The sequence below is a fragment of the Methylosinus sp. C49 genome (assembly GCF_009936375.1).
Taxonomy (GTDB): Bacteria; Pseudomonadota; Alphaproteobacteria; order Rhizobiales; family Beijerinckiaceae; genus Methylosinus.
On sequence record NZ_AP022332.1, the window covers coordinates 397,703 to 418,363 of the forward strand.

Below are 20,661 nucleotides of genomic sequence, written 5' to 3' on the forward strand. Positions count from 1 at the left end.
CGCTGGCCCTCATCCGACCCCGCTTCGCGGGGCCACCTTCTCCCGCCCGGCAGGAGAAGGAGAGCGGTGGCTCTATTCCGCCGCCTCGGCCGTCGTCTCGGCGGGCGGCGGCTCCTCGCCCTCCTCGGGCTCGGCGGAGGTGAGCTCGACATTGAGCGCCAGCGAGCGCATTTCCTTGATGAGCACGTTGAAGCTCTCGGGAATGCCCGACTCGAAAGTGTCGTCGCCGCGCACGATCGACTCATAGACCTTGGTGCGGCCGGCGACGTCGTCGGATTTCACCGTCAGCATCTCCTGCAGCGTGTAGGCCGCGCCATAGGCCTCGAGCGCCCACACCTCCATCTCGCCGAAGCGCTGTCCGCCGAACTGGGCCTTGCCGCCCAGCGGCTGCTGCGTGACCAGCGAATAGGGGCCGATCGAGCGCGCATGAATCTTGTCGTCGACGAGGTGATGCAGCTTCAGCATATAGATGTAGCCGACCGTCACCTTACGATCGAAGGGCTCGCCCGTGCGGCCGTCGAAGAGCGTGACCTGACCGGAGGAGGAGAGCCCGGCCCGCGTCAGCATCTCGACAATGTCCTTCTCGCGCGCGCCGTCGAAGACCGGCGTCGCGATCGGCACGCCGCGGCGCAGATTCTTGGCGACTTCCACCAGGGTCGGCTCATCGAGGCTCTTCAGCGACTCATTGGGGCCGTAGATGTCGACGAGCTTCTCCTTGAGCGGCGCCACATCCTTGCTGCGCATATAGGCGTCGACGGCTGCGCCCACCTGTTTGCCGAGACCGGCGCAGGCCCAGCCGAGATGCGTCTCCAGAATCTGGCCGACATTCATGCGGCTCGGCACGCCGAGCGGGTTCAGCACGATATCGACCGGCTGACCGTCCTCGAGGAAGGGCATGTCCTCCTGCGGCACGATGCGCGACACCACGCCCTTATTGCCGTGGCGTCCGGCCATCTTGTCGCCGGGCTGGATCTTGCGCTTCACTGCGACGAAGACCTTGACCATCTTCATCACGCCGGGCGGCAGCTCGTCGCCACGCTGCAGCTTCTCGACCTTGTCGAGGAAGCGGTTCTCGAGACCCTTCTTGGACTCGTCATATTGCTTGCGCACGGCTTCGATGCCGGCCATCAGATTGTCGTCCTCGACGACGAAGGTCCACCACTGCGAGCGGGGATATTCGTCGAGGATCGCCTGGTTGAGCGGCTGGTCCTTCTTGAAGGTCTTCGGCCCGGCGATCGCCATCTTGCCGACCAGCATCTCGAAGAGACGGGCGTAGGTGTTGCGGTCGAGGATAGCGAGCTCGTCGTCGCGGTCCTTGGCGAGACGCTCGATCTCCTCACGCTCGATCGCCTGGGCGCGCTCGTCCTTCTCGACGCCGTGGCGATTGAACACGCGCACCTCGACGATCGTGCCCTGCACGCCCGGCGGCACGCGCAGAGACGTGTCGCGAACGTCGGAGGCCTTCTCGCCGAAGATGGCGCGGAGCAGCTTCTCCTCCGGCGTCATCGGGCTCTCGCCCTTGGGCGTGATCTTGCCGACGAGAATATCGCCCGCCTGCACTTCCGCGCCGATATAGACGATGCCGGCCTCGTCGAGATTCTTCAGCGTCTCTTCCGAGACGTTGGGAATGTCGCGAGTGATCTCCTCCGGGCCGAGCTTGGTGTCGCGCGCCATCACCTCGAATTCGTCGATATGGATCGAGGTGAAGACGTCGTCCTTGACGATGCGCTCGTTGAGAAGGATCGAGTCCTCGAAGTTGTAGCCGTTCCACGGCATGAAGGCGACGAGCACATTGCGGCCGAGCGCCAGATCGCCGAGATCGGTCGAGGGACCGTCGGCGATGATGTCGCCCTTCTTCACATAGTCGCCGACCTTCACCAGCGGCTTCTGATTGATGCAGGTCGACTGGTTCGAGCGCTGGAACTTCATCAGACGATAGATGTCGACGCCCGGCTTGGTCGGGTCCTGCTCTTCGGTCGCGCGAATGACGACACGAGTGGCATCGATCTGATCGACGACGCCGGCGCGGCGCGCGGCGATGGCGGCGCCCGAGTCGGCGGCGACGATAGGCTCCATGCCGGTGCCGACGAGCGGCGCGTCGGCCTTCACCAGCGGCACGGCCTGGCGCTGCATGTTGGAGCCCATCAGCGCGCGGTTGGCGTCGTCATTCTCCAAGAAGGGAATGAGCGCCGCGGCGACCGAGACCAGCTGCTTGGGCGACACGTCCATGGCGTCGACGCGCTCGCGCGGGACGAGCACCACATCGCCGGCGTGACGGCACAGCACCAGATCCTCGAGCAGATTGCCCTCCGCGTCGACCGGGGCGTTGGCCTGGGCGACGTGGTATTTCTGCTCTTCCATGGCGGAGAGATAGGCGACCTCATCCGTCACCTTGCCGTCGCGCACGCGGCGGTAGGGACCTTCGATGAAACCGTATTTGTTCACGCGCGCGAAGGTGGCGAGCGAGTTGATGAGGCCGATGTTCGGACCTTCCGGCGTCTCGATCGGGCAGATGCGGCCGTAATGCGTCGGATGCACGTCGCGCACCTCGAAGCCGGCGCGCTCGCGCGTCAGACCACCCGGACCCAGCGCCGAGAGGCGGCGCTTATGGGTGATCTCCGACAGCGGATTGGTCTGGTCCATGAATTGCGAGAGCTGCGACGAGCCGAAGAACTCGCGCACCGCCGCCGCCGCCGGCTTGGCGTTGATGAGGTCCTGCGGCATCACCGTGTCGATGTCGACCGAGGACATGCGCTCCTTGATCGCGCGCTCCATTCGCAGGAGGCCGAGACGATACTGGTTCTCCATCAGCTCGCCGACGCTGCGCACGCGTCGATTGCCGAGATGGTCGATATCGTCGATCTCGCCGCGTCCGTCGCGCAGATCGACGAGCGCGCGCACGACGGCGACGATGTCCTCCTTGCGGAGAACGCGCATCGTGTCGGGCGCGTCGAGGTCGAGGCGCATGTTCATCTTCACGCGGCCGACGGCCGAGAGATCGTAGCGCTCGGGATCGAAGAACAACGAATAGAACATCGCCTCCGCCGTATCCATCGTCGGCGGCTCGCCCGGACGCATGACGCGGTAGATGTCGAACAGCGCATCCTCGCGCGAGGAGTTCTTGTCGACCGCCAGCGTGTTGCGGATGTAGGGACCGATGTTGATATGGTCGATGTCGAGCACCGGCAGCTCGTCGAAGCCCTTCTCGACCAGCAGCGGCAGCGACTTCACCGTGATCTCGTCGCCGGCCTCGGCGAAGATCTCGCCCGTCGACGGATCATAGAGATCCTGCGCGAGGAACTGGCCGTAGAGATCCTCGGACTGGATCTTGATCGCCTTCACGCCCTTCTCGGCGAGCTGACGCGCGGCGCGCGCGGTGAGCTTCTTGCCCGCCTCGACGATCACCTCGCCGGTGTCGGCGTCGACGATGTCGTTGACGGCCTTCAGCCCCTTCAGCCGCTCCGGGTCGAAGGGCTGGCGCCAGCTGTCGCCCGAGGCCTTGAAGGTGATGGTGTTGTAGAAGGTGGAGAGAATCTCCTCGCCGTCCATGCCGAGCGCGAACAGCAGCGATGACGCCGGGATCTTTCGGCGACGATCGATGCGCGCATAGACGATGTCCTTGGCGTCGAACTCTATGTCGAGCCAGGAGCCGCGATAGGGAATGATGCGGGCCGCGAAGAGGAGCTTGCCGGAGGAATGGCTCTTGCCCTTGTCATGATCGAAGAAGACGCCCGGCGAGCGGTGCATCTGCGAGACGATGACGCGCTCCGTGCCATTGACGATGAAGGTGCCGTTCGCCGTCATGAAGGGCATGTCGCCCATATAGACGTCCTGCTCCTTGATGTCCTTGACGGATTTCGCCTGCGTGTCGGGATCGACATCGAACACGATGAGGCGCAGCGTCACCTTCAGCGGCGCGGCGAAGGTCATGCCGCGCTGGCGGCACTCGTCGACGTCGTATTTCGGCGGCTCGAACTCGTAGCGGACGAATTCGAGCAGAGCGACCTGCGAGAAATCGGAGATCGGGAAAACGGATTTGAAGACCGACTGCAGACCCTCGTCGGGACGCCCGCCCGCGGGCTCGTCGACGAGCAGGAACTGGTCGTAGGACGCTTTCTGAACTTCGATCAGATTGGGCATTTCCGCGGCTTCGCGGATATGGCCGAAGAATTTGCGGACACGCTTGCGACCGGAGAAAGTTTGCGCCGAAGTCTGAGCCATGTCGCCTCTCGATCCTCTTCGTGAATGCAAGCGAACAGCGAGTTGCGAATAGCGAATGGCGGAGCCTTTCATTCGCTATTCGCTATTCGCCGTCCGCTCCTTGGGCCTAACCGACCGAAACCCTCTCCCGCGCGCGGCGGGAGAGGGGAATTTTCGTCTTACTTGAGCTCGACCTTGGCGCCGACCTTCTCGAGGGCGGCCTTGATCTTCTCGGCCTCTTCCTTGGAAGCGCCTTCCTTGACCGGCTTGGGAGCGCCCTCGACCAGGTCCTTGGCCTCCTTGAGGCCGAGGCCGGTGATCGCACGGACCTCCTTGATGACCTCGATCTTCTTGTCGCCGGCGGCGGCCAGAATGACGTTGAACTCGGTCTTCTCCTCGACCGGAGCCGCGGCGGCGGCCGCGCCCGGAGCGGCGGCGACGGCGACAGCCGCAGCGGCCGAAACGCCCCACTTCTCCTCGAGGAGCTTCGCCAGCTCGGCGGCCTCGAGCACGGTCAGGCTCGACAGGTCTTCGACGATCTTTTCGAGATTAGCCATGTTGCTTCAGTCCTTCGAATTCGGTTCTGCTTGGTTGGATTTGCGCCGCCTGTCAGGCCGCGTTCGCGTCTTTGTCGGCATAGGCCTGGACCACGCGCGCCAGCTTTGCGGCCGGAGCGGTCGTGAGCTGCGCGATCTTGGTCGCCGGAGCCTGGATGAGGCCCAGCAGCTTTGCGCGCAGTTCGTCGAGCGACGGGAGAGTCGCGAGCGACTTCACACCGTCGGGGTCGAGGGCTTGGGCGCCGAGCGCGCCGCCGAGGATGACGAATTTGTCGTGATCCTTGGCGAAGGCCGCGGCCACCTTGGGCGCCGCCACCGGATCGTCCGAATAGGCGATCAGGGTCGGCCCCTTCAGAAGGGGGCCGATGGAGGCGACGCTCGTGCCGTCGAGAGCGATTTTGGCGAGGCGGTTCTTGGCGACCTGAACGGAAGCGCCAGATTCACGAGCCTGCTTGCGCAGCTTCTGCATCTGGGCGACGGTCAGGCCGGAGTAATGCGCCACGACGACGACCGGGGTCTTCGCAAAGACCTCGTTCAGCGCCGCGACGGCTTGCTTTTTCTCCGCTCTGTCCACGGTTGCTCTCTCCTCGAGCGGGGACGAGCCCCGCCGTTGCGATGAGCCGTCGCATCGCCGCGGGAGCGGCGGGCGCGACGGCGCCGTAGATCCTGTCCCCTCGGCTGAAGGCCGAAACGGCCTCGCCTCGGATCAGAGGGGCGCCAACCAAATTCGAAAGACCGCGCGCGAGCTTTGAAAAGCGCCGCGCCGGCCCTACAATTCCGGTCTTCCCCGTCTATGCAGGCCGCTCGTCGGGGGCGGAGGGCTCCGCCGTCCAGCGAGCCGATTGAGCCGTCCTCGGGGTGAGCCTCGGACAGGCGCCGGCAGTCTCGGACAGGACATGGCCGGACGGGACGCGAGGAATCTCCCCCGGGTCCGCCGGCCTATCCACCGTCTCGCCCCGTCCCCGCATCGGGGACCGGGTTCGACGGAAGCTGATATCTGAAAATGGGGTCGCGAACGCTGGCCGACCCCGGAAAGGTCTTATTAAAGGGGGCTAATGCGTTTGCCAAGCAAAAATTTTGCCCCCGTCTCTGCGCCACCCCCTCGCCACGCCTCGGCTCCAGCCCTGAAAAAGCCGCGGCTCGCCCGGATGATAGCTAGAGCTTCGACATAGGCGATTTTCACGAAACCGAAAGCGATGACGAAAGCGATGATCGAATGACCCAGAGCCCGGCAAAGTCCCTGAGAGAGGAGCTCGAGACGGGCGCGACGCCCATCGAAATCCTTTGGGTCGATTTCGCGCCGTGCGGCGCCAGCTTCATCGAACATTTTTTATCCCGAAATTCAGATGGTCGCTCTGTAGCGATATCATAACGGAAAAAACACGATCTGTTTACCTTAAAACGTCCCGAACCGATCATTTGATGAAAGCAAGCGTTCGATCACTCGAATTGTCGAAGCTCGTCTATCGGGATGTTCATCCGGGGATCGGCGTGTCGAACGTCTCTATTCGCTATCTCTAGATTCTCAGAAAATTGACCGTCATGCGGACGGTTCATCGCGGAAGGCATGCGCCGCGATCCGAAAACACAGCCTCGGCGGCGACTTGAATGGGCCGGGAGCGTCGCTGGAGGGCGGAAGGCGGCATGAGACATCCATCCAATAGAATATTGTACGATTATTGGCGGGGCTTCAAAGGAGAACGCGCGGCCCCCGATTGCCACGACATGGATCTGGCGAGCACATTTCTGACTCTCTCCGACGCATTCGTCATCGAAACAGAATTGAGCTATTTCGTTCCCGCCAAGCTCTGCGGAGCGCGCGTCGGCGCCTTTTGGCCGCCAGAGCGGCCGAGCCGATCGTTCCTCGGAATCTGGAGCGAGGCGGGACGCGAGGATGTGAGGACGATCCTTCGCATCGTCACGGATGATGCGACGCCGGTCGTCGCCGGCGCGCGGGGCTATCTGGTAGGAGGGATCGAAATCGCGGATTTCGAGCTCCTGCTGCTGCCGGTCCGGTTTTTCGGGAAAACGCACGCCCGCGTGCTGGGCTCTCTGGCGCCCGGAGAGCGGCCGCTATGGCTCGGGCGGACTCCCGTCGAGGCGCTGCACATCGTATCGCTGCGCGTGCTCGGAGAGGAAACGGCTCTGATGTTGCCGATTACGCCCGGGACGCCGATGCGGAATCTGCCGAGGCGGCCGCACTTCACGATCTATGAGGGGGGCGCGCCCCCGAAGGGTTCGACAGGAGAAGACGATTCCTCGCGTCGATGATCTTGCGCGAACGGTCGGAGAGCGGCGGCCCGGGGGCCGCCGCCTCGCATCACGCCTGCGTCGCGCCGAGCGTCGCCACATCCACCTTGACGCCAGGCCCCTGGGTGGAGCTGAGCGCCACGCGCTGGATATAGGTGCCCTTGGAGCCGGCGGGCTTGGCCTTGGCCACTGCATCCACGAAGGCGCGAATATTCTCGGCGAGCTTGCCCTCCTCGAAGGAGGTCTTGCCCACCGTGCCCTGCACGATGCCGGCCTTCTCGACGCGGAACTCGACGGCGCCGCCCTTGGAGGCCTTGACCGCGCCGGCGACGTCCATCGTCACTGTGCCGACCTTCGGGTTCGGCATCAGGCCGCGCGGGCCGAGCACCTTGCCGAGGCGGCCGACCAGCGGCATCAGCTCCGGGGTGGCGATGCAGCGATCGAACTCGATCGTGCCGCCCTGGACGATGGTGACGAGATCCTCGGCGCCGACGATATCCGCGCCGGCGGCCTTGGCCTCATCGGCCTTGGGACCACGGGCGAAGACGGCGACGCGCAGCGTGCGGCCGGTGCCATTCGGCAGATTGACGACGCCGCGCACCATCTGGTCCGCATGCTTGGGGTCGACGCCGAGATTCATCGCGATCTCGATCGACTCGTCGAACTTGGCGGTGGCGTTGGCGCGAACCAGCTTGATCGCCTCCTCGACCGGGTAGAGCTTGGTGCGCTCGACGGCCTGACGCGCCTTGGCGATGCGTTTTCCGATATGGGCCATGATCTCACCCCACCACTTCGAGGCCGATGGAACGGGCGGAGCCCTCGATCATCGACGCGGCCGAGTCGACCGACGTCGTGTTGAGGTCCTGCATCTTCTTCTCGGCGATCTCGCGGATCTGCGCGCGCGTGACCTTGCCGACGAAGCCGCGGCCCGTCGTCTTGGAGCCGGACTGAATGCCGGCGGCCTTCTTGAGGAAGTAGGAGACCGGCGGCTGCTTCAGCTCGAAGGTGAAGGAGCGGTCCTGAAAGGCGGTGATGATGACGGGGATGGGCGTCCCCTTCTCCATCTGGCCCGTCTTGGCGTTGAACGCCTTGCAGAATTCCATGATGTTGAGGCCGCGCTGACCGAGCGCGGGACCGATCGGCGGCGAGGGATTGGCCGCGCCCGCCGGCACTTGCAGCTTGATGTAGCCGGCGATTTTCTTCGCCATGTCTCATCTCCAACATTGAGCGGCCCCGGAAGCGCTTCCGCGCCCCGAGCCGCCGGTTGCAGTTCGTGGTCCGACGCGTGATCCCCCTGGCGACAGGGGCGCGCCCGCCACGGCTTTTTCCTCCCATGGGACGGGAGGATCTCTCCTTCTCCCGCTTGCGGGAAAAGGTGGCCCCGCGAAGCGGGGTCGGATGAGGGTTGTCATCCGAAACCGGCTCGCTTGCAAGAGCCCTCACCCGACTCGACTTCGTCGAGCCACCCTCTCCCGCAAGCGGGAGAGGGAATAAGCGTCATCGGACCGCGAGCCTTCGGGCTTGCCTGCAGCCCGTCAATGCCCTTCCGGCGGAAGCCCCACATGCTGCTCGAGTCGGCGCAGGCGCTCCTCGAACTCCGTAAGCAGCACGCCATGGCCGATCGCCGAGGAATGATATTCCATCACCGCGCGGCGCAGGCCGACGATCGGATCGCCGAGGCGCTTCTCCAAGCTCAGCATGTCCGAAGCCACATCGGCGCGCAGCGAATTGATCTCGGAACGAACGTCGTCGATGTCGCTCTTCGTCGCCATGACGCTGCGCATGTCCGAAACCTCGTCGCGAAGCGCATCGACCTTTCCGTCGATCTTGCGCAGCAGCGCCAAGGTAAAATTTTCGGGCTCCTCGCTCATCCTGGCTCCGTCGGCAGGCTCTAAAAAGCGCGCCGTCCCAAATAGCACATGCTCGGCCGCGCCGCCTTTAGACCTTCTCCACCTGCGCGAATTCCAGCTCCACCGGCGTCGGCCGTCCGAAGATGGACACCGCCACCTTGAGGCGCGAGCGGGCGTCGTCGACCTCTTCCACCACGCCGTTGAAGGAGGCGAAGGGGCCGTCGGCGACGCGAACCGTCTCGCCGATCTCGAAGGAGATGGAGGGCTTGGGACGCTCGACGCCATCGGCCACCTGGCCCTTGATGCGCATCGCCTCCGCCTCGCTGATCGGCATGGGCTTATTGTCCGCGCCGAGGAAGCCGGTCACTTTCGGCGTGTTCTTGATGAGCGAGAACACCTGGTCGGAGAGGTCGCATTTCACCAGCACATAGCCGGGGAAGAATTTGCGCTCCGAGCTGACCTTGCGGCCGCGGCGCACCTCTATGACCTGCTCGGTCGGCACCAGAATCTCCTCGAACTGATCGGAGAGATTGCGCTGCGCAGCGCCCTCGCGAATGGAGTCGGCGACCTTCTTCTCGAAGTTCGAATAGGCGTGGACGATATACCAGCGCATGCTCACGGCGCGACAAGCTCCAAAATTTCGCTCTCGACGATCGGCGCGCCGGCGGCTTCCTCGGCCTTTACTGGCCGATCCGCAGCAGCATGCCCACGGCGAGTCGCAGCCCCTGATCGACGACGACGAAGAAAATGCTCGCGGCCAGCACCATGAGGACCACGAGGCCAGAGGTGATGAGGGTCTCGCGGCGGGTCGGCCACACGACCTTGCTCGCTTCCGAGCGCACTTCTTGCAGGAACTGAAACGGATTGGCCATGCTTCACCGAGTCGAGATGTTTCACCGAGCCGAGGACCGCGGCCACGGGACTCATCGGGACCGCCACAAAACAGTCGCGGCGCGAGGCCCCAGGCCACGCGCCACGTATCTCGTGCTTATAATCGAGTAAGGCGGGGCCGCCAAGCGGAAATTCAGGCCCCGGGAAAACGCGCTCTCACCCGGCCGCCGACGCGCCATCATGCTTGGCGAACCAGGCGCGCGCCTCGTCGCGCGTGCGCTCCAGCTCGCGCAAGGCGCCGTCGAGCTTCGCCTCGTAATCAGCGAAGCTCTCGCTCGGATCGAAGACATCCGCCGCCAGCGAATATGGAGTTGCGATCTTGAGCTCGGCGCGCAGGCCTTCCTCGGTCTCCACCGCCGCAAAATAGAATTTCGCCATTGCTGCCGCTCCTCGAAGATAGGCGCCGCAGAGTCAAGATAGGACAGCCAGAGCCTCTGCCAATGCGACGAATCCGCCGATGTCGATCTCCTCGGCGCGGCGGGTCTCCTCTATCCCCGCGCGCGCCAGCAGAGCGGCGACGTCGAGGCCCGGCTTCGGCAGTGACTTCAGGCTCTGGCGCAGCATTTTGCGCCTCTGGCCGAAGGCGGCGCGCGTCACTTGCGACAATAGCTTCGGATCGCAAGGCGGCGGCGAAGCATTGGGAATGAGCTCCACCACCGAGGACGTCACCTTGGGCGGCGGCGTGAAGGCCGAGGGCGAGAGGTCGAACAGAATGCGCGCGCGCGTCCGCCATCCGCAGAGCACGGCGAGGCGACCATAATCGGCGCGCTGCGCCGGCGTCGCGACAATGCGCTCGGCGACCTCGCGCTGGAACATCAGCACATAGCGATCGAAGACCGAAGGCCAAGGCTCCGCCTCGATCCAGCGCGCCAGCAGCTCGGTGGCGATATTATAGGGAAGATTCGCGCAGATGCGCGCCGGTCCGCCGAGCCCGTGCAGCCGCGCCAGCTCCGCCGGATCGAGCGCCAGCGCGTCGCCCTCTATGATGACGAGGCGGCCTGGATAGCGCGCCTCTATCTCGCGCAGCGCCGGAATGCAGCGCGAGTCGCGCTCCACCGCGATGACGCGCCCCGCCCCCTCGGCGAGCAGCGCGCGCGTAAGGCCGCCCGGCCCCGGCCCGATCTCGATGATGGTCGCGCCTTCGAGCGGCCCGGCGGCGCGGGCGATGCGGGCGGTGAGATTAAGATCGAAGAGGAAGTTCTGGCCGAGCGCCTTGCTGGCCATCAGCCCATGGCGCGCGACCACCTCGCGCAATGGCGGCAGATCGTCGATCATCGCGCCGTCATTCGATCGGCGAGGCGGATCGCCTCTATGACGCTCGTTGCCTCGGCGACGCCCTTGCCGGCAATGTCGAAAGCCGTGCCATGGTCCGGCGATGTGCGCACGAAGGGCAGGCCGAGCGTGACATTGACGCCGCGATCGAAGGCCAACGTCTTGATCGGAATCAGCGCCTGATCATGCGTCGGGCAGATGGCGACGTCATAGCGCGCGCGGGCGGCGGCGTGGAACATCGTATCGGCCGGATGCGGGCCCGTGGCGTCTATCCCCCGCGCGCGCAGCTCGGCGACGGCGGGGACGATCACGTCTATCTCCTCGCGGCCCATGGCGCCGCTCTCGCCGGCGTGCGGATTGAGCCCGGCGAAAGCGAGGCGCGGCGAAGCGAGGCCGAAGCGGGCGGTAAGATCGGCGGCGACGATCACGCCCGTCTCCACCAGCAGCGCGCGGGTCAGCAGGCGCGGAACCTCGGCGAGCGCCACATGGATCGTCGCCGGAACGACGGCGAGCTCCTCGGCGTAGAGCATCATCACCGGGCGGAAGGGGCGGCCGAACCGCCGCTCCGCCAGCGCAGCGAGAAACTCCGTATGGCCCGGATGCGCGAATCCGGCGGCGTAGAGCACATTTTTGGCGATCGGATTGGTGACGAGCGCGCGCGCTTTCCCCTCCGCGACCAGCTCGACGGCTCGCTCTATGGAGAGGATCGTCGCCGCGGCGTCGGCAGGCTCAGGCGCGCCCGGAGCGCCACGAACCGAAAGCCCGAGCGGGACGACCGGGAGAGCGGCGTCGAAGACCGCCGCCGCCTCGTCCGGCGCGACCACGCGCAGCGCGATCTCGAGCCCGAGCGCCGCCGCCGTCCGCGCCAGCTGCGCCGGATCGGCGAGCACGAAGAAAGGCGGCAGAGCCCGCGTCTTGCGCGCGGCATAGGCCTTCAGCGTCAGCTCCGGGCCGATGCCGGAAGGGTCGCCCTGGGTGAGCGCGAGGGGAAGCGTGGTCAATCTGTCGTCCCGAGTCTTGCGCGGGCGAAACCTTCCCGCTGTCGTGTCAATCGAGAGGCAAGTCGTTTCCCGACGATCGGCGCTCGGCATGAGCCGCCTCGAGAATCGTCACGACGTCCCGGCCTTCGAGCTACCGATAAATCACGACGAAAGGCGAAACCACCCCGATCCGTCCAATGCGCTTCTTGGACTGTCGCCCGCGGGATGGTCGGCGATCCGCTGGTAGAGGGTCTCGAAGAGGCTGCGGTCCCTCGCCGATGGTCGGAGGTGCGGCGGCGATTTCGTCGCGCCCCGGCGGCGGGTTTTGACCCCAAGCGGACCTCGTGCCGTCTCCCCCTCAATCGGGATTATGGCTGCTATCGTCGCCAAAGGTGTAATTGTCGCCTGAGGCGTAATTGCTGGTGTCATGCTGAGTTAGGCCTCCGTCGCTTCGACGTTCCGGCGGGCGCCGGAACGCGAACCAGAAGACGCCTCCCACAATCGCGAGGCCAACAACCGCACCCAAAGTGCTTCCCAACCATCCAGCCACGTCTAAATCTCCTCTATGTGAATTCGTAAAAATCTTGACTTATGGACGGGATTGTCAAGAGTGGTTGGCGGAATCTATTTGCTCGATTTAAAGAGCCGACGCTGTGCAGCGTTTATGCTCGAATGTTCGAAATCTACCTCGCGTTTTGACGACGGAAGATGTTTTCGCTTATCGAACCATCCGTAAAAAAGTGTGCCATGGATGCCGAAGGCGTCACGTTTTAAGATGGGCCGATCCCACATTGGTTCGACCACGGCCCGCGCTCGTATCTCTCCCAGGCGAGCGAATAAGTCCTCGGCGAGTTCAATATCACGACAATCTGGAAATATTGCCTCGAATTCAGCATCTGTAGCTTGGAAAATGCTGAATGTAGCATTATCTGCGCCGTCAATAATTTGAATGTTTTTCATTTATTGCTCCCCATTTGAACTGAAAGCTTTGCCGTCTACATTTCTCGATTTTCGGGACGGGCTCACCACATCATCAATATACAAATATTGATGATAAGTCGACGTTTTGTGAGCTTGAATAGGAAGAGTGGACGGCACGGCGTCCCGCCTCGCCCATAAGCGGCAACTATGGACCTTCGGGCGCATGACCCCTCCTGGCGCGACTCGGGAACCGCCAAGCGCAACCTAATGCGGACACAATGGATGAAAAGTGATGGAAATTACAGTGATACAGACCATCGATAGGATGCGTCTGGCGAACCGCCAGGAGTTGTTGACGCTCCTTGCGACGGCGATCACGGAAATGACCATTTCTGCTCGCGCGCACTATGATGTTGACGATTCCGTCAGCCATCTACGTCAGACGAATGAAGCGATTCACCGCCTAGCTGGCCATCTACGCGATCTCTGCGACCCAAACGAAACACTCAGTGAAAGCCGTGCAGCGGGGATCGGCGGACAATTCACTCTCCTTCCCCCCTCCGCCATTACTCGAATTTTAAATTCGGCTAATACCAATCCTCACTGATCAAAACCCATGCGCCCAATCGCGCAACCCGATGGACATGATGCGCCACGGTTGGTCGATGAGCTTGTTCCAGGCGGCGCAACAATGGTCGACGATATCGTCGTAGGATTTGAAGACGCGGTTGGACAGCCAGTTCTCGCGCAAAAACTGCCAGACGTTTTCGGCCGGATTCAGCTCTGGGCATTTCGCCGGCAAGGGAACGAGCGTGATGTTGGACGGAACGACCAGCTTGTCGGTCATGTGCCAGCCGGCGCGGTCGACGATGAGAGCGGCGTGGGCGCCTGGCGCGACAGCTTTGCTGATTTCGACGAGGAGAAGATTCATCGCGTAGGTGTTGCAGGCGGGGAGCACCAGCGCCGCGCCCTTGCCGTCCTTTGGACAGACGGCGCCGAAGATGTAGGTCGAGGCGGTGCGCTGATCGTGGGGCGCGCTCGGCCGCGATCCACGTTTCGCCCATCGGCGCGTGATCTTGTTTTTCTGGCCGATGCGCGCCTCGTCCTCGAACCAGATTTCTATTTTGTCGGAGGCGACACGCTTTTCGCGCGCGATTTCCTCCAGACGAGCTGGGAAACTTTTTTAAAATCCTCGATAGCGCCTTCGGCCTGCGCGTGATGACGCGGCCGCGCCGACAGCTTGCGATAGCCCATTTTGCGCAGCTCGCGGCTCATGGTCTGTTCCGAGACGAGGCTATGACGCAGCACCGCATCCGACGACGAGCAATTGCACAAATAGCGGAGGCCCGATGCGTTTACTGGTCTCCGTGATCAGAAGTAGAAGTCCCTTCAAATTCTAGATAGAAGCCGCCCCGAAAGCCTGTCTCGGTCTCTTCACTTCGCGGACGCGCGCCGCTCGGATGAGAAGCGGCCATAGCCGAAGGAGCGTCGATTGGCCTCGACGGCGAGCAACTCGTCGATGGCCTCGTCGTCGAGATCATAGCTGAACGCGTCATGATAGGCGCGGCGCACCGCCGCGCGCATATCGCCCGCATCGACGCCTGGATGCAGCAGCTCGGCCAGCCATCGCACGAGCAGCGGATCGAACACGGGCGCGAGAAAACTCGGGAAATCCGGCATGCGATAGACTTTGCCGGCGCGAACCGCGCGGAGCAGCCGCCAGGCGGGATCGTCGAGGAAAGCGCGCGGCTCGAGCGGCACAGGAAAGGCCTGCAGCAAAACGACGTCCGGATCGAAAAGCGCCAGCTGCTCGAGCGAGAAAGTCGCGGTCGCCGCGCCGACACGCGCGACATTGACGCCGCGCACGAGATCAAGCCGCTCATTGAGATAATATTTCGATCCCCCGACCCAGCTTTTCGCGGAATTGGCCACGACGGCGAGCACGCTCACGGGCTTTTCGTCGCCGCGCAGGCTCGCCGCGATCGCCGCCATATCCGCGTCATAACGCGCGAGAGTGGGGCCGACGATCGCCGAAGCCCCGCAGAGTTCCGCCATTTTGCGCCACAGCGCGATTTCGCTCCGCATGAGCGGAAAACTGTTCTGGAAGGCGACGAATTCGAAGGCAGGCGCTTTTTCGAAAATGCGGAACTGCACCGCCCAACCGAGAGCCGCGTCCGGCGACAGCTTCAACGTCTCCTCGAAATTCGGAATGTCGAAGCCGCCGACCCGAGCGAGCCCCCTCGCCTGCGGAAATATCCGATCGAGAAGGCCAGCTCTTATCGACGACAGGCCGAGCTCGCTCGCGCCGACCACTCTGTCGAGACTGTGAGTCAATGACAGAAAGGCCGGTAGAATATTGGCGGTGAAGACTAAGCGGCGCGGCGGCGCGGAAAAATCATGCGCGCGGCCCAGCATGTCGACATAGGGCGATGTCGAAGCGCTCGTGGCTTTCGGCCGGACCTTCGGCGCGAGCAATCCGATGACGAGAGCGAGCCCGCAAGCGACGGCGAAGCCGGCGCTTTGCAGGCGACCGTCACCGCCTCTCGATCGCCGATGGCGCATCTCAATTGCCCATTTGCAGATGGGTGAGCTGACGCTCGAAATCGGTCGGATGTTCCGCGAGATGGAGATCGAGCCATTTCATCTCCATGCAGCGCTGGAGCGGATAGATCTTCGTCCCGTCCCGATCGCCGTAGCGATCGCATAATTCCATGAGCGATGGAATGGCGGCATAGGCGGCGCGCGTGCGCGTCCGGTAATCGTGGACGATCGCCGCGGCGCTCATGTTCTCCAGCGCATCGATATTGTCGTCATCGACATTGATGATGAGATCGAATTCGCGCGGCTCCGCCGCCTCCGACCGAATGCGCTCGATCCATTCGCGCTCGGATCGCCAGACCTCGTCGCGCATCGACCCTTCCGGTAGAGACTCGAGCCATTTGCGGAGGGCGTCGCGCGTCCTCTCGTCGATCCGCTCGTCCTCGTGCCGCACGCCCCAGCCGAAATAGAAGAATGGGCACAGATAGCGCCACCCGCCGGGGTTTTGCGGCAGCCGATCCAATCGCGCATTGAGCGCGGGCAGATCGGCGAGCGTGCTCGTGGCGACGAAGAGCCGCGCGCCGAGCGCCATGCCGAGCGCGCCCGCCACCTCGAGCGTCGACATGATGAGATCGAAATTGCCGCGCCTGCCGTTCCAATGATCGTGAACCGCGCCGACGCCGGCGAGCGAGGCATGTACCGTCTTGCAGCCGAACGCCTGTCGCTCGAGCAGCCAGTCGCGCAGATCGTCCCTGCTCCGCTCGCGCAGGCCGCCGAGCGTGATGCCCGAAAGAGGCGGATAGCGCCTCGGAAAGCGCCGATCCAGCGCCTGGATGAGCTCGAGCGTCGCACGATCATAATCGGAGGTGTAGTTGAGCACATAGCCGACGGAAGCGGCCTCCTTGTTCTGTTCCTCCCATTCGAGCAGCCGCTCGACGACTCTGGAGAAGCGCGCCGAATCCATACGGGCGAGCGTCTTGTCGCCCATTAGGCAATATTTGCAGCTATGAGCGCATGGAAAGAGCTTCGCATGCACATGTATGGACTGGCGTCGCATCGTCATGCGTCCATCTTTCCCGCGTCAGAATTTGAGCTGCGCCGACACGGCGAAGCTGCGCGGCGAGCCGACATAATTGGAAGCGATCCAATAGGCCTTGTTCGCCACATTGGAGACATTGAAACGCAGCACGAGCTCCTGTCCGAGTGGCAATTTCCGGCCGAAGAATTCGGAGGTGCGATAGCGGAAGCCGACATCCTCCGTGGCGAAGGAGGGCAGATATTCCGTGTTGAGGCGATCGACCGCCTGCTGGCCGGTGAAATAATAGCCGCCAGTCAGCGTGAGGCCTGGCAGGAAAGGAAGATCATATTCCAATGTAACCTTTCCTTCGGTGCGCGCAATGTCGGTCGGGACTTTGCCGTTGATGGTGGGAGCCGTCGCAGACGTATTGCTCTGCGTGACGCGCGGGTCGAGCAGCGTCACGCCGCCGAAGATGCGCAACCCCTCATAAAGATTGCCGGTGACGGTCAGCTCGACGCCGCGATTGCGCTGCCGGCCGTCCTGCACATAAGTATAAGTGCTGTTGCCGTTGTAGCGCGCATATTGCAGCGCCTGCTCGATCTGGAAAAAGGCCGCGGTGAGCAGCAGGCCATCGACGTCGGCCTTGGCGCCGATCTCATATTCACGGCCGACATAGGGCGAGAGCGTCTGGCCGCCATTGGTGTAGACCGGCGTTCCGCTGCTCGGCACGACCTGGCCGCCCTGCAGGGATTCGCTATAGGTCGCATAGGTCGAAATCCAGTCTAGCGGCTTGAAGATCAAGGATGCGCTCGGCGAGAGCCGGCTCTGGTCATAGGCGGAGGTCACGGCGCCGGTCGTGACATTGAAATTCGTGCCGTGCACCCAGGTGTAATTGCCGCCGACGAGCAGCGACCAATGATCGTCGAATTTGATCTCGTCGCCGAGAATAACGTTCTTCTCATTATTGTAGCCCGACGTCCTGTTCGGGCCGACGCTCGACGAATACCAGCCGGGCGCGGCGAAATAGAGCGGCGTCGCATAGGGCAGTCCGTTGATCGTCCAGGAATTGAAGCTCTCGGGATCGCGCGCGGAGCGATAATCGTCGCCGTAGAATCCGGCTGTCACCTTGTGATGGATGAAGCCCGTGTCGAAGACAGCGTCGACGAAAGCGTAGCCGGAATTGCCGAACTCGCGCGAGTTGGAATTATGCGCGGTGGTCTGACTATAAGCGAGATTGAGATTGGAGACGGAGTTGTTCGTATAGAAATTATTGCGCGTCATATTCATATTATACGAATAGGCCGCGCGCGCGGTGAAGACGTCGTCGATCTTCCATTTGAAATCGAGACCGACGCGATCGCGCTGCGTGTCGAAGGCGGAGAGAGGCTGACCGTAATATTTCGTCGGATCGGGCGCTCCCGGGTGGCGCACCTTGCTGGAGCCGTCGGAATTGGTCGCGAAGCTCCAGAAGGGGTCGGCGCCGCGCACGTTGAAATCCATATGCGAGGCGATGAAGGTGAAGGACATGTCCTGAACCGGGCGCCACGCCAGAGCGGCGGTGAGAACGTCGCGCCTCACGCTCTGCTGGTCGACCGGCGCGTCGCCGGTCTGGCCGACGATATTGAGCCGATAGGAGAATTGCCCATCCCTGTCGATCGGCCCTCCGAAATCGCCATGCAGATAGGGCGACAGACCGCCATAATTGCCGATGGTCACATCGGCGAGCGGCTTATCCGTTGGTCGCTTGTAGACGTAATTCATCAGCCCGCCGACATTGTTCGGGCCATAGAGAAAGCTGGTGAGGCCGGTGTAGATCTCCACCCGCTCCTTGTCCTCGAGCGGGTTGATCGCGAGATTTTGCGTGCGCAGCCCATCTTCCGCGCGTCCCGAGCTATTGGCGAAAGGGAAGCCGCGCATTTTGAAATTCGGCGAGGCGCCGCGCGCCGTCGTCGTGCGCAGCTGAATAACGGGGCTGACCTTGAAGATGTCGTCCGGCTTCCATGCCTGTAGATTTTCGAGGAGATCAGCGGAGAGAACATTGACCGAATAGGGCGTGTCGAGAATGGCCTTGGCGCCGAGTGGGCCGAGATTGCTCACTTTGCTCGGCTTATAGCCTGCGGCTTCGCTCCCCTCCGCGGCGGGCTCGCCGCGATCGGAGGTGATGGTGATCGGCGGCAACGGCGTCGCCTCCTGCGCGGCGGCGTGATCGAGCCCGACGATCAGCGCGACGCCGGAGGCGAGAGTCGTCATCGCCGGGCGTCGAGCGGTCTTGGCCTTCAGGTCGAATGCGTTCATATCCCCATTCCCCATTTTGCTGCGCGCGTCGCGACGCGCGCGTCCCCGTTCGGCGCCTCTCGCGAGTCGCCGTTGCCGCCGTCCGTTCGCGCGTGGAATTGCGCTAGTCGCTCATGAAAATTCGAAAGCGTCGCGCCGCTTGCGCGCCGCCGATTGCGGTCGGCTGTCGGCGCCGGAGGACGAGAGCCTCGGAGAAGTCTCCACCATCCAGGGCGCGCGGAGCAGCCCACGCCAGGGCGCGGTGAGATGGCGGTCGAGCGCGTCGGCTAGTCGCGCGAAGCCGTCATATCCCCAATAGTGATTGCCCTTGCGGTCGAAGAGAGGCGACAACGGCAGCGCGGGGAAGCCGCGCTTGCGCCAATCGTATTCGTCGCGCTCGAGCCCGAGAACGAGATCCGGCGCCGCCTCGGCGAGATAGGCTTCGACAGCGCCGGCGCTCGGCGTCTCGCCGTCGCAGACGCGCCGCGGCTGGCGCCGGGCGCCGGTCTTGCCCGTCCATCCCGTGACATCGCCGATCCGCATGCCGAGCAGCCGGAAGGGCTCGAGCTGATCCTGCGTCATGGGCTTGAAATGAAGCAGCAGCTTTCCCTGCAGCCGCGGTCGATAGCGCGCGACGACAGCATCTGTCGCGGCGCGATTTTTCGCGATCACGCGTTCGGCGCGCGCCTGAATCTGCGGGCCGAAATGCGCGGCGACGGCGCGCAGCGCGGCGTCCGTCGCCGAAGGCCCCGCGAAGCAGGTCCATTGAATCGGCGCGCCGAACCAAGTGTGGAGAAGCTGCGCATAGCCGCCCGCGCGCAGGTCGCGCGGCGGCTCCTGGCCGAGCGAAAATCCGATGACCAGCTTGCAGCCGCTCGCCTTGGCGAGATCGCTCGAGGAGGAGCCTGTCAGCACATGGATCGGCCGCAGGCCAATGTCGCGCAGCAGCCGATCGACGATCCAGACGAGGCCGGCGGCGTCGCGATAAAAGGTAAGAGCGACGTCGCGCGTGCTCGAGCGCGCCTGCTTCTCGCGGCTCTGCGCGGCTTTCAGCGCCGCGGCGGTGTCGACGACATAAGTGCAGGTGATCCGCGCGGATTCGCTCGCGATCGGAATGATCTGCATGTCGAGGGCGCGCGCCTTGATCTTGGCGACGCCGCGCGCATTGGCGTTCATCAGAGCGATCGGGTCCTCGTTCAGTATGGTCGCACCGCGCGCCAGCGGAAACAGCGTCTTCAATTCGTCGAGCGCGCGGGCGAGACGCACATCGCCGTCGTCGTCCATATCCTCGGCGCGCAGATCGGTGCAGGCGTGCAGTTCCGCGAATCCATCGACGCCTTGCACGAAACCCGGCGCGACGAACCGCGTCGCCTGCGAGAAGACGCCGCAGCCGACCGGGCCGTGGACGAGCGGAGCCATATCGAGATTGGCGCCCCAGCCGCTATTGCTCTCCCCTATGAAAGAGCCCGTGCAATAGCGCAGCAGCCCAGCGTCGGCATGGGGCCGCGATGGCGGCTCGGGCAGTCGATCCATCGACATGCGCTCGCGCGGCGGTTGGACCGGCCGTTCGCTCTTGGGCTTGCGGCCGCGCGGGTCCTTCTTGTAATCGGCCGCGGCGCTCACGCTCTCGGGCGTCGGCGCGGATGGCGATCGCTTCGGCGTGATTCCGACCATCCCCGCGGACGGGCCGGTACGCCATCGGATCGTGAGACCCTTCTGTTTTTTTGGGAGAAGTGGGTTGAGCGAACGCATGCCCGGATTGGCGACCTTCGTCATGTATGGCTCCTATATAACGGTAGCCTCCCGCGTCGCTGTCAACATTTTTTTATTTGTTTGCAAACAGATAATTACTTGTCTGAAAACCGACAAGCGATCTTCCGGTTTTCGACGCGGCGCAGCGGCCGCAAAAT

19 protein-coding genes and 1 pseudogene are annotated in these 20,661 nt (G+C 63.6%); 2 read left to right on the forward strand and 18 right to left on the reverse strand.

What is annotated here, in order from left to right:
- Positions 1 to 72: 72 nt before the first annotated feature.
- From rpoB to GYH34_RS01920, 4 genes are all read right to left on the reverse strand, one after another.
- A complete protein-coding gene (rpoB, locus tag GYH34_RS01905) occupies positions 73 to 4,221 on the reverse strand; it encodes a DNA-directed RNA polymerase subunit beta (protein WP_161912121.1) in 4,149 nt (1,382 codons plus the stop codon).
- Positions 4,222 to 4,379: 158 nt separating this feature from the next.
- A complete protein-coding gene (rplL, locus tag GYH34_RS01910) occupies positions 4,380 to 4,757 on the reverse strand; it encodes a 50S ribosomal protein L7/L12 (RefSeq protein WP_161912122.1) in 378 nt (125 codons plus the stop codon).
- Between the two features lie 52 nt (positions 4,758 to 4,809).
- Positions 4,810 to 5,331, reverse strand: coding sequence for a 50S ribosomal protein L10 (gene rplJ / locus GYH34_RS01915; protein WP_161912123.1), 522 nt, complete (start codon positions 5,329 to 5,331; stop codon positions 4,810 to 4,812).
- 468 nt (positions 5,332 to 5,799) lie between these two features.
- A complete protein-coding gene (locus GYH34_RS01920; RefSeq protein ID WP_161912124.1) occupies positions 5,800 to 6,084 on the reverse strand; it encodes a hypothetical protein in 285 nt (94 codons plus the stop codon).
- 317 nt (positions 6,085 to 6,401) lie between these two features.
- Between GYH34_RS01920 and GYH34_RS01925 the strand changes: the two genes are divergently transcribed.
- Positions 6,402 to 7,028, forward strand: coding sequence for a PAS domain-containing protein (locus tag GYH34_RS01925; protein ID WP_161912125.1), 627 nt, complete (start codon positions 6,402 to 6,404; stop codon positions 7,026 to 7,028).
- Positions 7,029 to 7,077: 49 nt separating this feature from the next.
- Here the strand turns inward: GYH34_RS01925 and rplA are convergent, their stop codons facing one another.
- The 9 genes from rplA to GYH34_RS01970 all read right to left on the reverse strand — a co-directional run bounded on the left by rplA (position 7,078) and on the right by GYH34_RS01970 (position 12,960).
- Positions 7,078 to 7,782, reverse strand: a complete 705-nt coding sequence (gene rplA / locus GYH34_RS01930; RefSeq protein WP_018267521.1) for a 50S ribosomal protein L1 — start codon at positions 7,780 to 7,782, stop codon at positions 7,078 to 7,080.
- Positions 7,783 to 7,786: 4 nt separating this feature from the next.
- Positions 7,787 to 8,215: a 50S ribosomal protein L11 gene (gene rplK / locus GYH34_RS01935; protein ID WP_108915968.1), complete on the reverse strand. Its 429-nt coding sequence runs from the start codon at positions 8,213 to 8,215 to the stop codon at positions 7,787 to 7,789.
- Positions 8,216 to 8,542: 327 nt separating this feature from the next.
- The gene (locus GYH34_RS01940) at positions 8,543 to 8,878 is read right to left on the reverse strand and encodes a hypothetical protein (protein WP_161912126.1); all 336 of its coding nucleotides are present in this window, start codon (positions 8,876 to 8,878) and stop codon (positions 8,543 to 8,545) included.
- A gap of 67 nt (positions 8,879 to 8,945) precedes the next feature.
- On the reverse strand, positions 8,946 to 9,476 hold the full coding sequence (nusG, locus tag GYH34_RS01945; protein WP_024881586.1) for a transcription termination/antitermination protein NusG: 531 nt from the start codon (positions 9,474 to 9,476) through the stop codon (positions 8,946 to 8,948).
- A 61-nt stretch (positions 9,477 to 9,537) separates the two neighbouring features.
- Entirely contained in the window at positions 9,538 to 9,729 is a 192-nt protein-coding gene (secE, locus tag GYH34_RS01950) for a preprotein translocase subunit SecE (protein ID WP_036293272.1), read from the reverse strand.
- Between the two features lie 175 nt (positions 9,730 to 9,904).
- Entirely contained in the window at positions 9,905 to 10,126 is a 222-nt protein-coding gene (locus GYH34_RS01955; RefSeq protein ID WP_161912127.1) for a hypothetical protein, read from the reverse strand.
- A gap of 33 nt (positions 10,127 to 10,159) precedes the next feature.
- On the reverse strand, positions 10,160 to 11,023 hold the full coding sequence (gene rsmA, locus GYH34_RS01960; RefSeq protein WP_161912128.1) for a 16S rRNA (adenine(1518)-N(6)/adenine(1519)-N(6))-dimethyltransferase RsmA: 864 nt from the start codon (positions 11,021 to 11,023) through the stop codon (positions 10,160 to 10,162).
- Positions 11,020 to 12,021 carry a 4-hydroxythreonine-4-phosphate dehydrogenase PdxA gene (pdxA, locus tag GYH34_RS01965; RefSeq protein ID WP_161912129.1) on the reverse strand — a complete coding sequence of 334 codons (1,002 nt, stop codon included), beginning with the start codon at positions 12,019 to 12,021 and terminating at the stop codon, positions 11,020 to 11,022. Before pdxA ends, rsmA begins: the two co-directional genes overlap by 4 nt.
- Positions 12,022 to 12,624: 603 nt before the next feature.
- Positions 12,625 to 12,960 (reverse strand): hypothetical protein, encoded by a 336-nt coding sequence (locus tag GYH34_RS01970; RefSeq protein WP_161912130.1) that lies wholly within the window; start codon positions 12,958 to 12,960, stop codon positions 12,625 to 12,627.
- A 265-nt stretch (positions 12,961 to 13,225) separates the two neighbouring features.
- Between GYH34_RS01970 and GYH34_RS01975 the strand changes: the two genes are divergently transcribed.
- A complete protein-coding gene (locus GYH34_RS01975; protein WP_161912131.1) occupies positions 13,226 to 13,528 on the forward strand; it encodes a hypothetical protein in 303 nt (100 codons plus the stop codon).
- On the opposite strand, the pseudogene GYH34_RS01980 reads toward GYH34_RS01975, so the two are convergent.
- The 5 genes and pseudogenes from GYH34_RS01980 to GYH34_RS02005 form a co-directional block, all read right to left on the reverse strand.
- Positions 13,529 to 14,220: pseudogene (locus GYH34_RS01980) on the reverse strand (IS630 family transposase); the annotation flags it as partial.
- A 135-nt stretch (positions 14,221 to 14,355) separates the two neighbouring features.
- Positions 14,356 to 15,483, reverse strand: coding sequence for an ABC transporter substrate-binding protein (locus GYH34_RS01990; RefSeq protein ID WP_161912133.1), 1,128 nt, complete (start codon positions 15,481 to 15,483; stop codon positions 14,356 to 14,358).
- A gap of 1 nt (position 15,484) precedes the next feature.
- Positions 15,485 to 16,447, reverse strand: coding sequence for a hypothetical protein (locus tag GYH34_RS01995; protein WP_244635225.1), 963 nt, complete (start codon positions 16,445 to 16,447; stop codon positions 15,485 to 15,487).
- Between the two features lie 93 nt (positions 16,448 to 16,540).
- The gene (locus GYH34_RS02000; protein WP_161912135.1) at positions 16,541 to 18,772 is read right to left on the reverse strand and encodes a TonB-dependent receptor; all 2,232 of its coding nucleotides are present in this window, start codon (positions 18,770 to 18,772) and stop codon (positions 16,541 to 16,543) included.
- A 111-nt stretch (positions 18,773 to 18,883) separates the two neighbouring features.
- Entirely contained in the window at positions 18,884 to 20,374 is a 1,491-nt protein-coding gene (locus GYH34_RS02005) for a nitrogenase component 1 (RefSeq protein ID WP_244635226.1), read from the reverse strand.
- Between the last annotated feature and the right edge of the window lie 287 nt (positions 20,375 to 20,661).

Excerpts from the sequence above, each read along its gene's own strand:
- rpoB (WP_161912121.1), bottom strand. The coding sequence starts at position 4,221 with ATGGCTCAGACTTCGGCGCAAACTTTCTCCGGTCGCAAGCGTGTCCGC.
- GYH34_RS02000 (WP_161912135.1), bottom strand. The coding sequence starts at position 18,772 with ATGAACGCATTCGACCTGAAGGCCAAGACCGCTCGACGCCCGGCGATG.
- GYH34_RS01940 (WP_161912126.1), bottom strand. The coding sequence starts at position 8,878 with ATGAGCGAGGAGCCCGAAAATTTTACCTTGGCGCTGCTGCGCAAGATC.
- GYH34_RS01970 (WP_161912130.1), bottom strand. The coding sequence starts at position 12,960 with ATGAAAAACATTCAAATTATTGACGGCGCAGATAATGCTACATTCAGC.
- secE (WP_036293272.1), bottom strand. The coding sequence starts at position 9,729 with ATGGCCAATCCGTTTCAGTTCCTGCAAGAAGTGCGCTCGGAAGCGAGC.
- GYH34_RS01955 (WP_161912127.1), bottom strand. The coding sequence starts at position 10,126 with ATGGCGAAATTCTATTTTGCGGCGGTGGAGACCGAGGAAGGCCTGCGC.
- GYH34_RS01995 (WP_244635225.1), bottom strand. The coding sequence starts at position 16,447 with ATGGGCGACAAGACGCTCGCCCGTATGGATTCGGCGCGCTTCTCCAGA.
- rplK (WP_108915968.1), bottom strand. The coding sequence starts at position 8,215 with ATGGCGAAGAAAATCGCCGGCTACATCAAGCTGCAAGTGCCGGCGGGC.
- GYH34_RS01990 (WP_161912133.1), bottom strand. The coding sequence starts at position 15,483 with ATGCGCCATCGGCGATCGAGAGGCGGTGACGGTCGCCTGCAAAGCGCC.
- rplL (WP_161912122.1), bottom strand. The coding sequence starts at position 4,757 with ATGGCTAATCTCGAAAAGATCGTCGAAGACCTGTCGAGCCTGACCGTG.
- GYH34_RS01925 (WP_161912125.1), top strand. The coding sequence starts at position 6,402 with ATGAGACATCCATCCAATAGAATATTGTACGATTATTGGCGGGGCTTC.
- rplA (WP_018267521.1), bottom strand. The coding sequence starts at position 7,782 with ATGGCCCATATCGGAAAACGCATCGCCAAGGCGCGTCAGGCCGTCGAG.
- rsmA (WP_161912128.1), bottom strand. The coding sequence starts at position 11,023 with ATGATCGACGATCTGCCGCCATTGCGCGAGGTGGTCGCGCGCCATGGG.
- GYH34_RS01920 (WP_161912124.1), bottom strand. The coding sequence starts at position 6,084 with ATGTTCGATGAAGCTGGCGCCGCACGGCGCGAAATCGACCCAAAGGAT.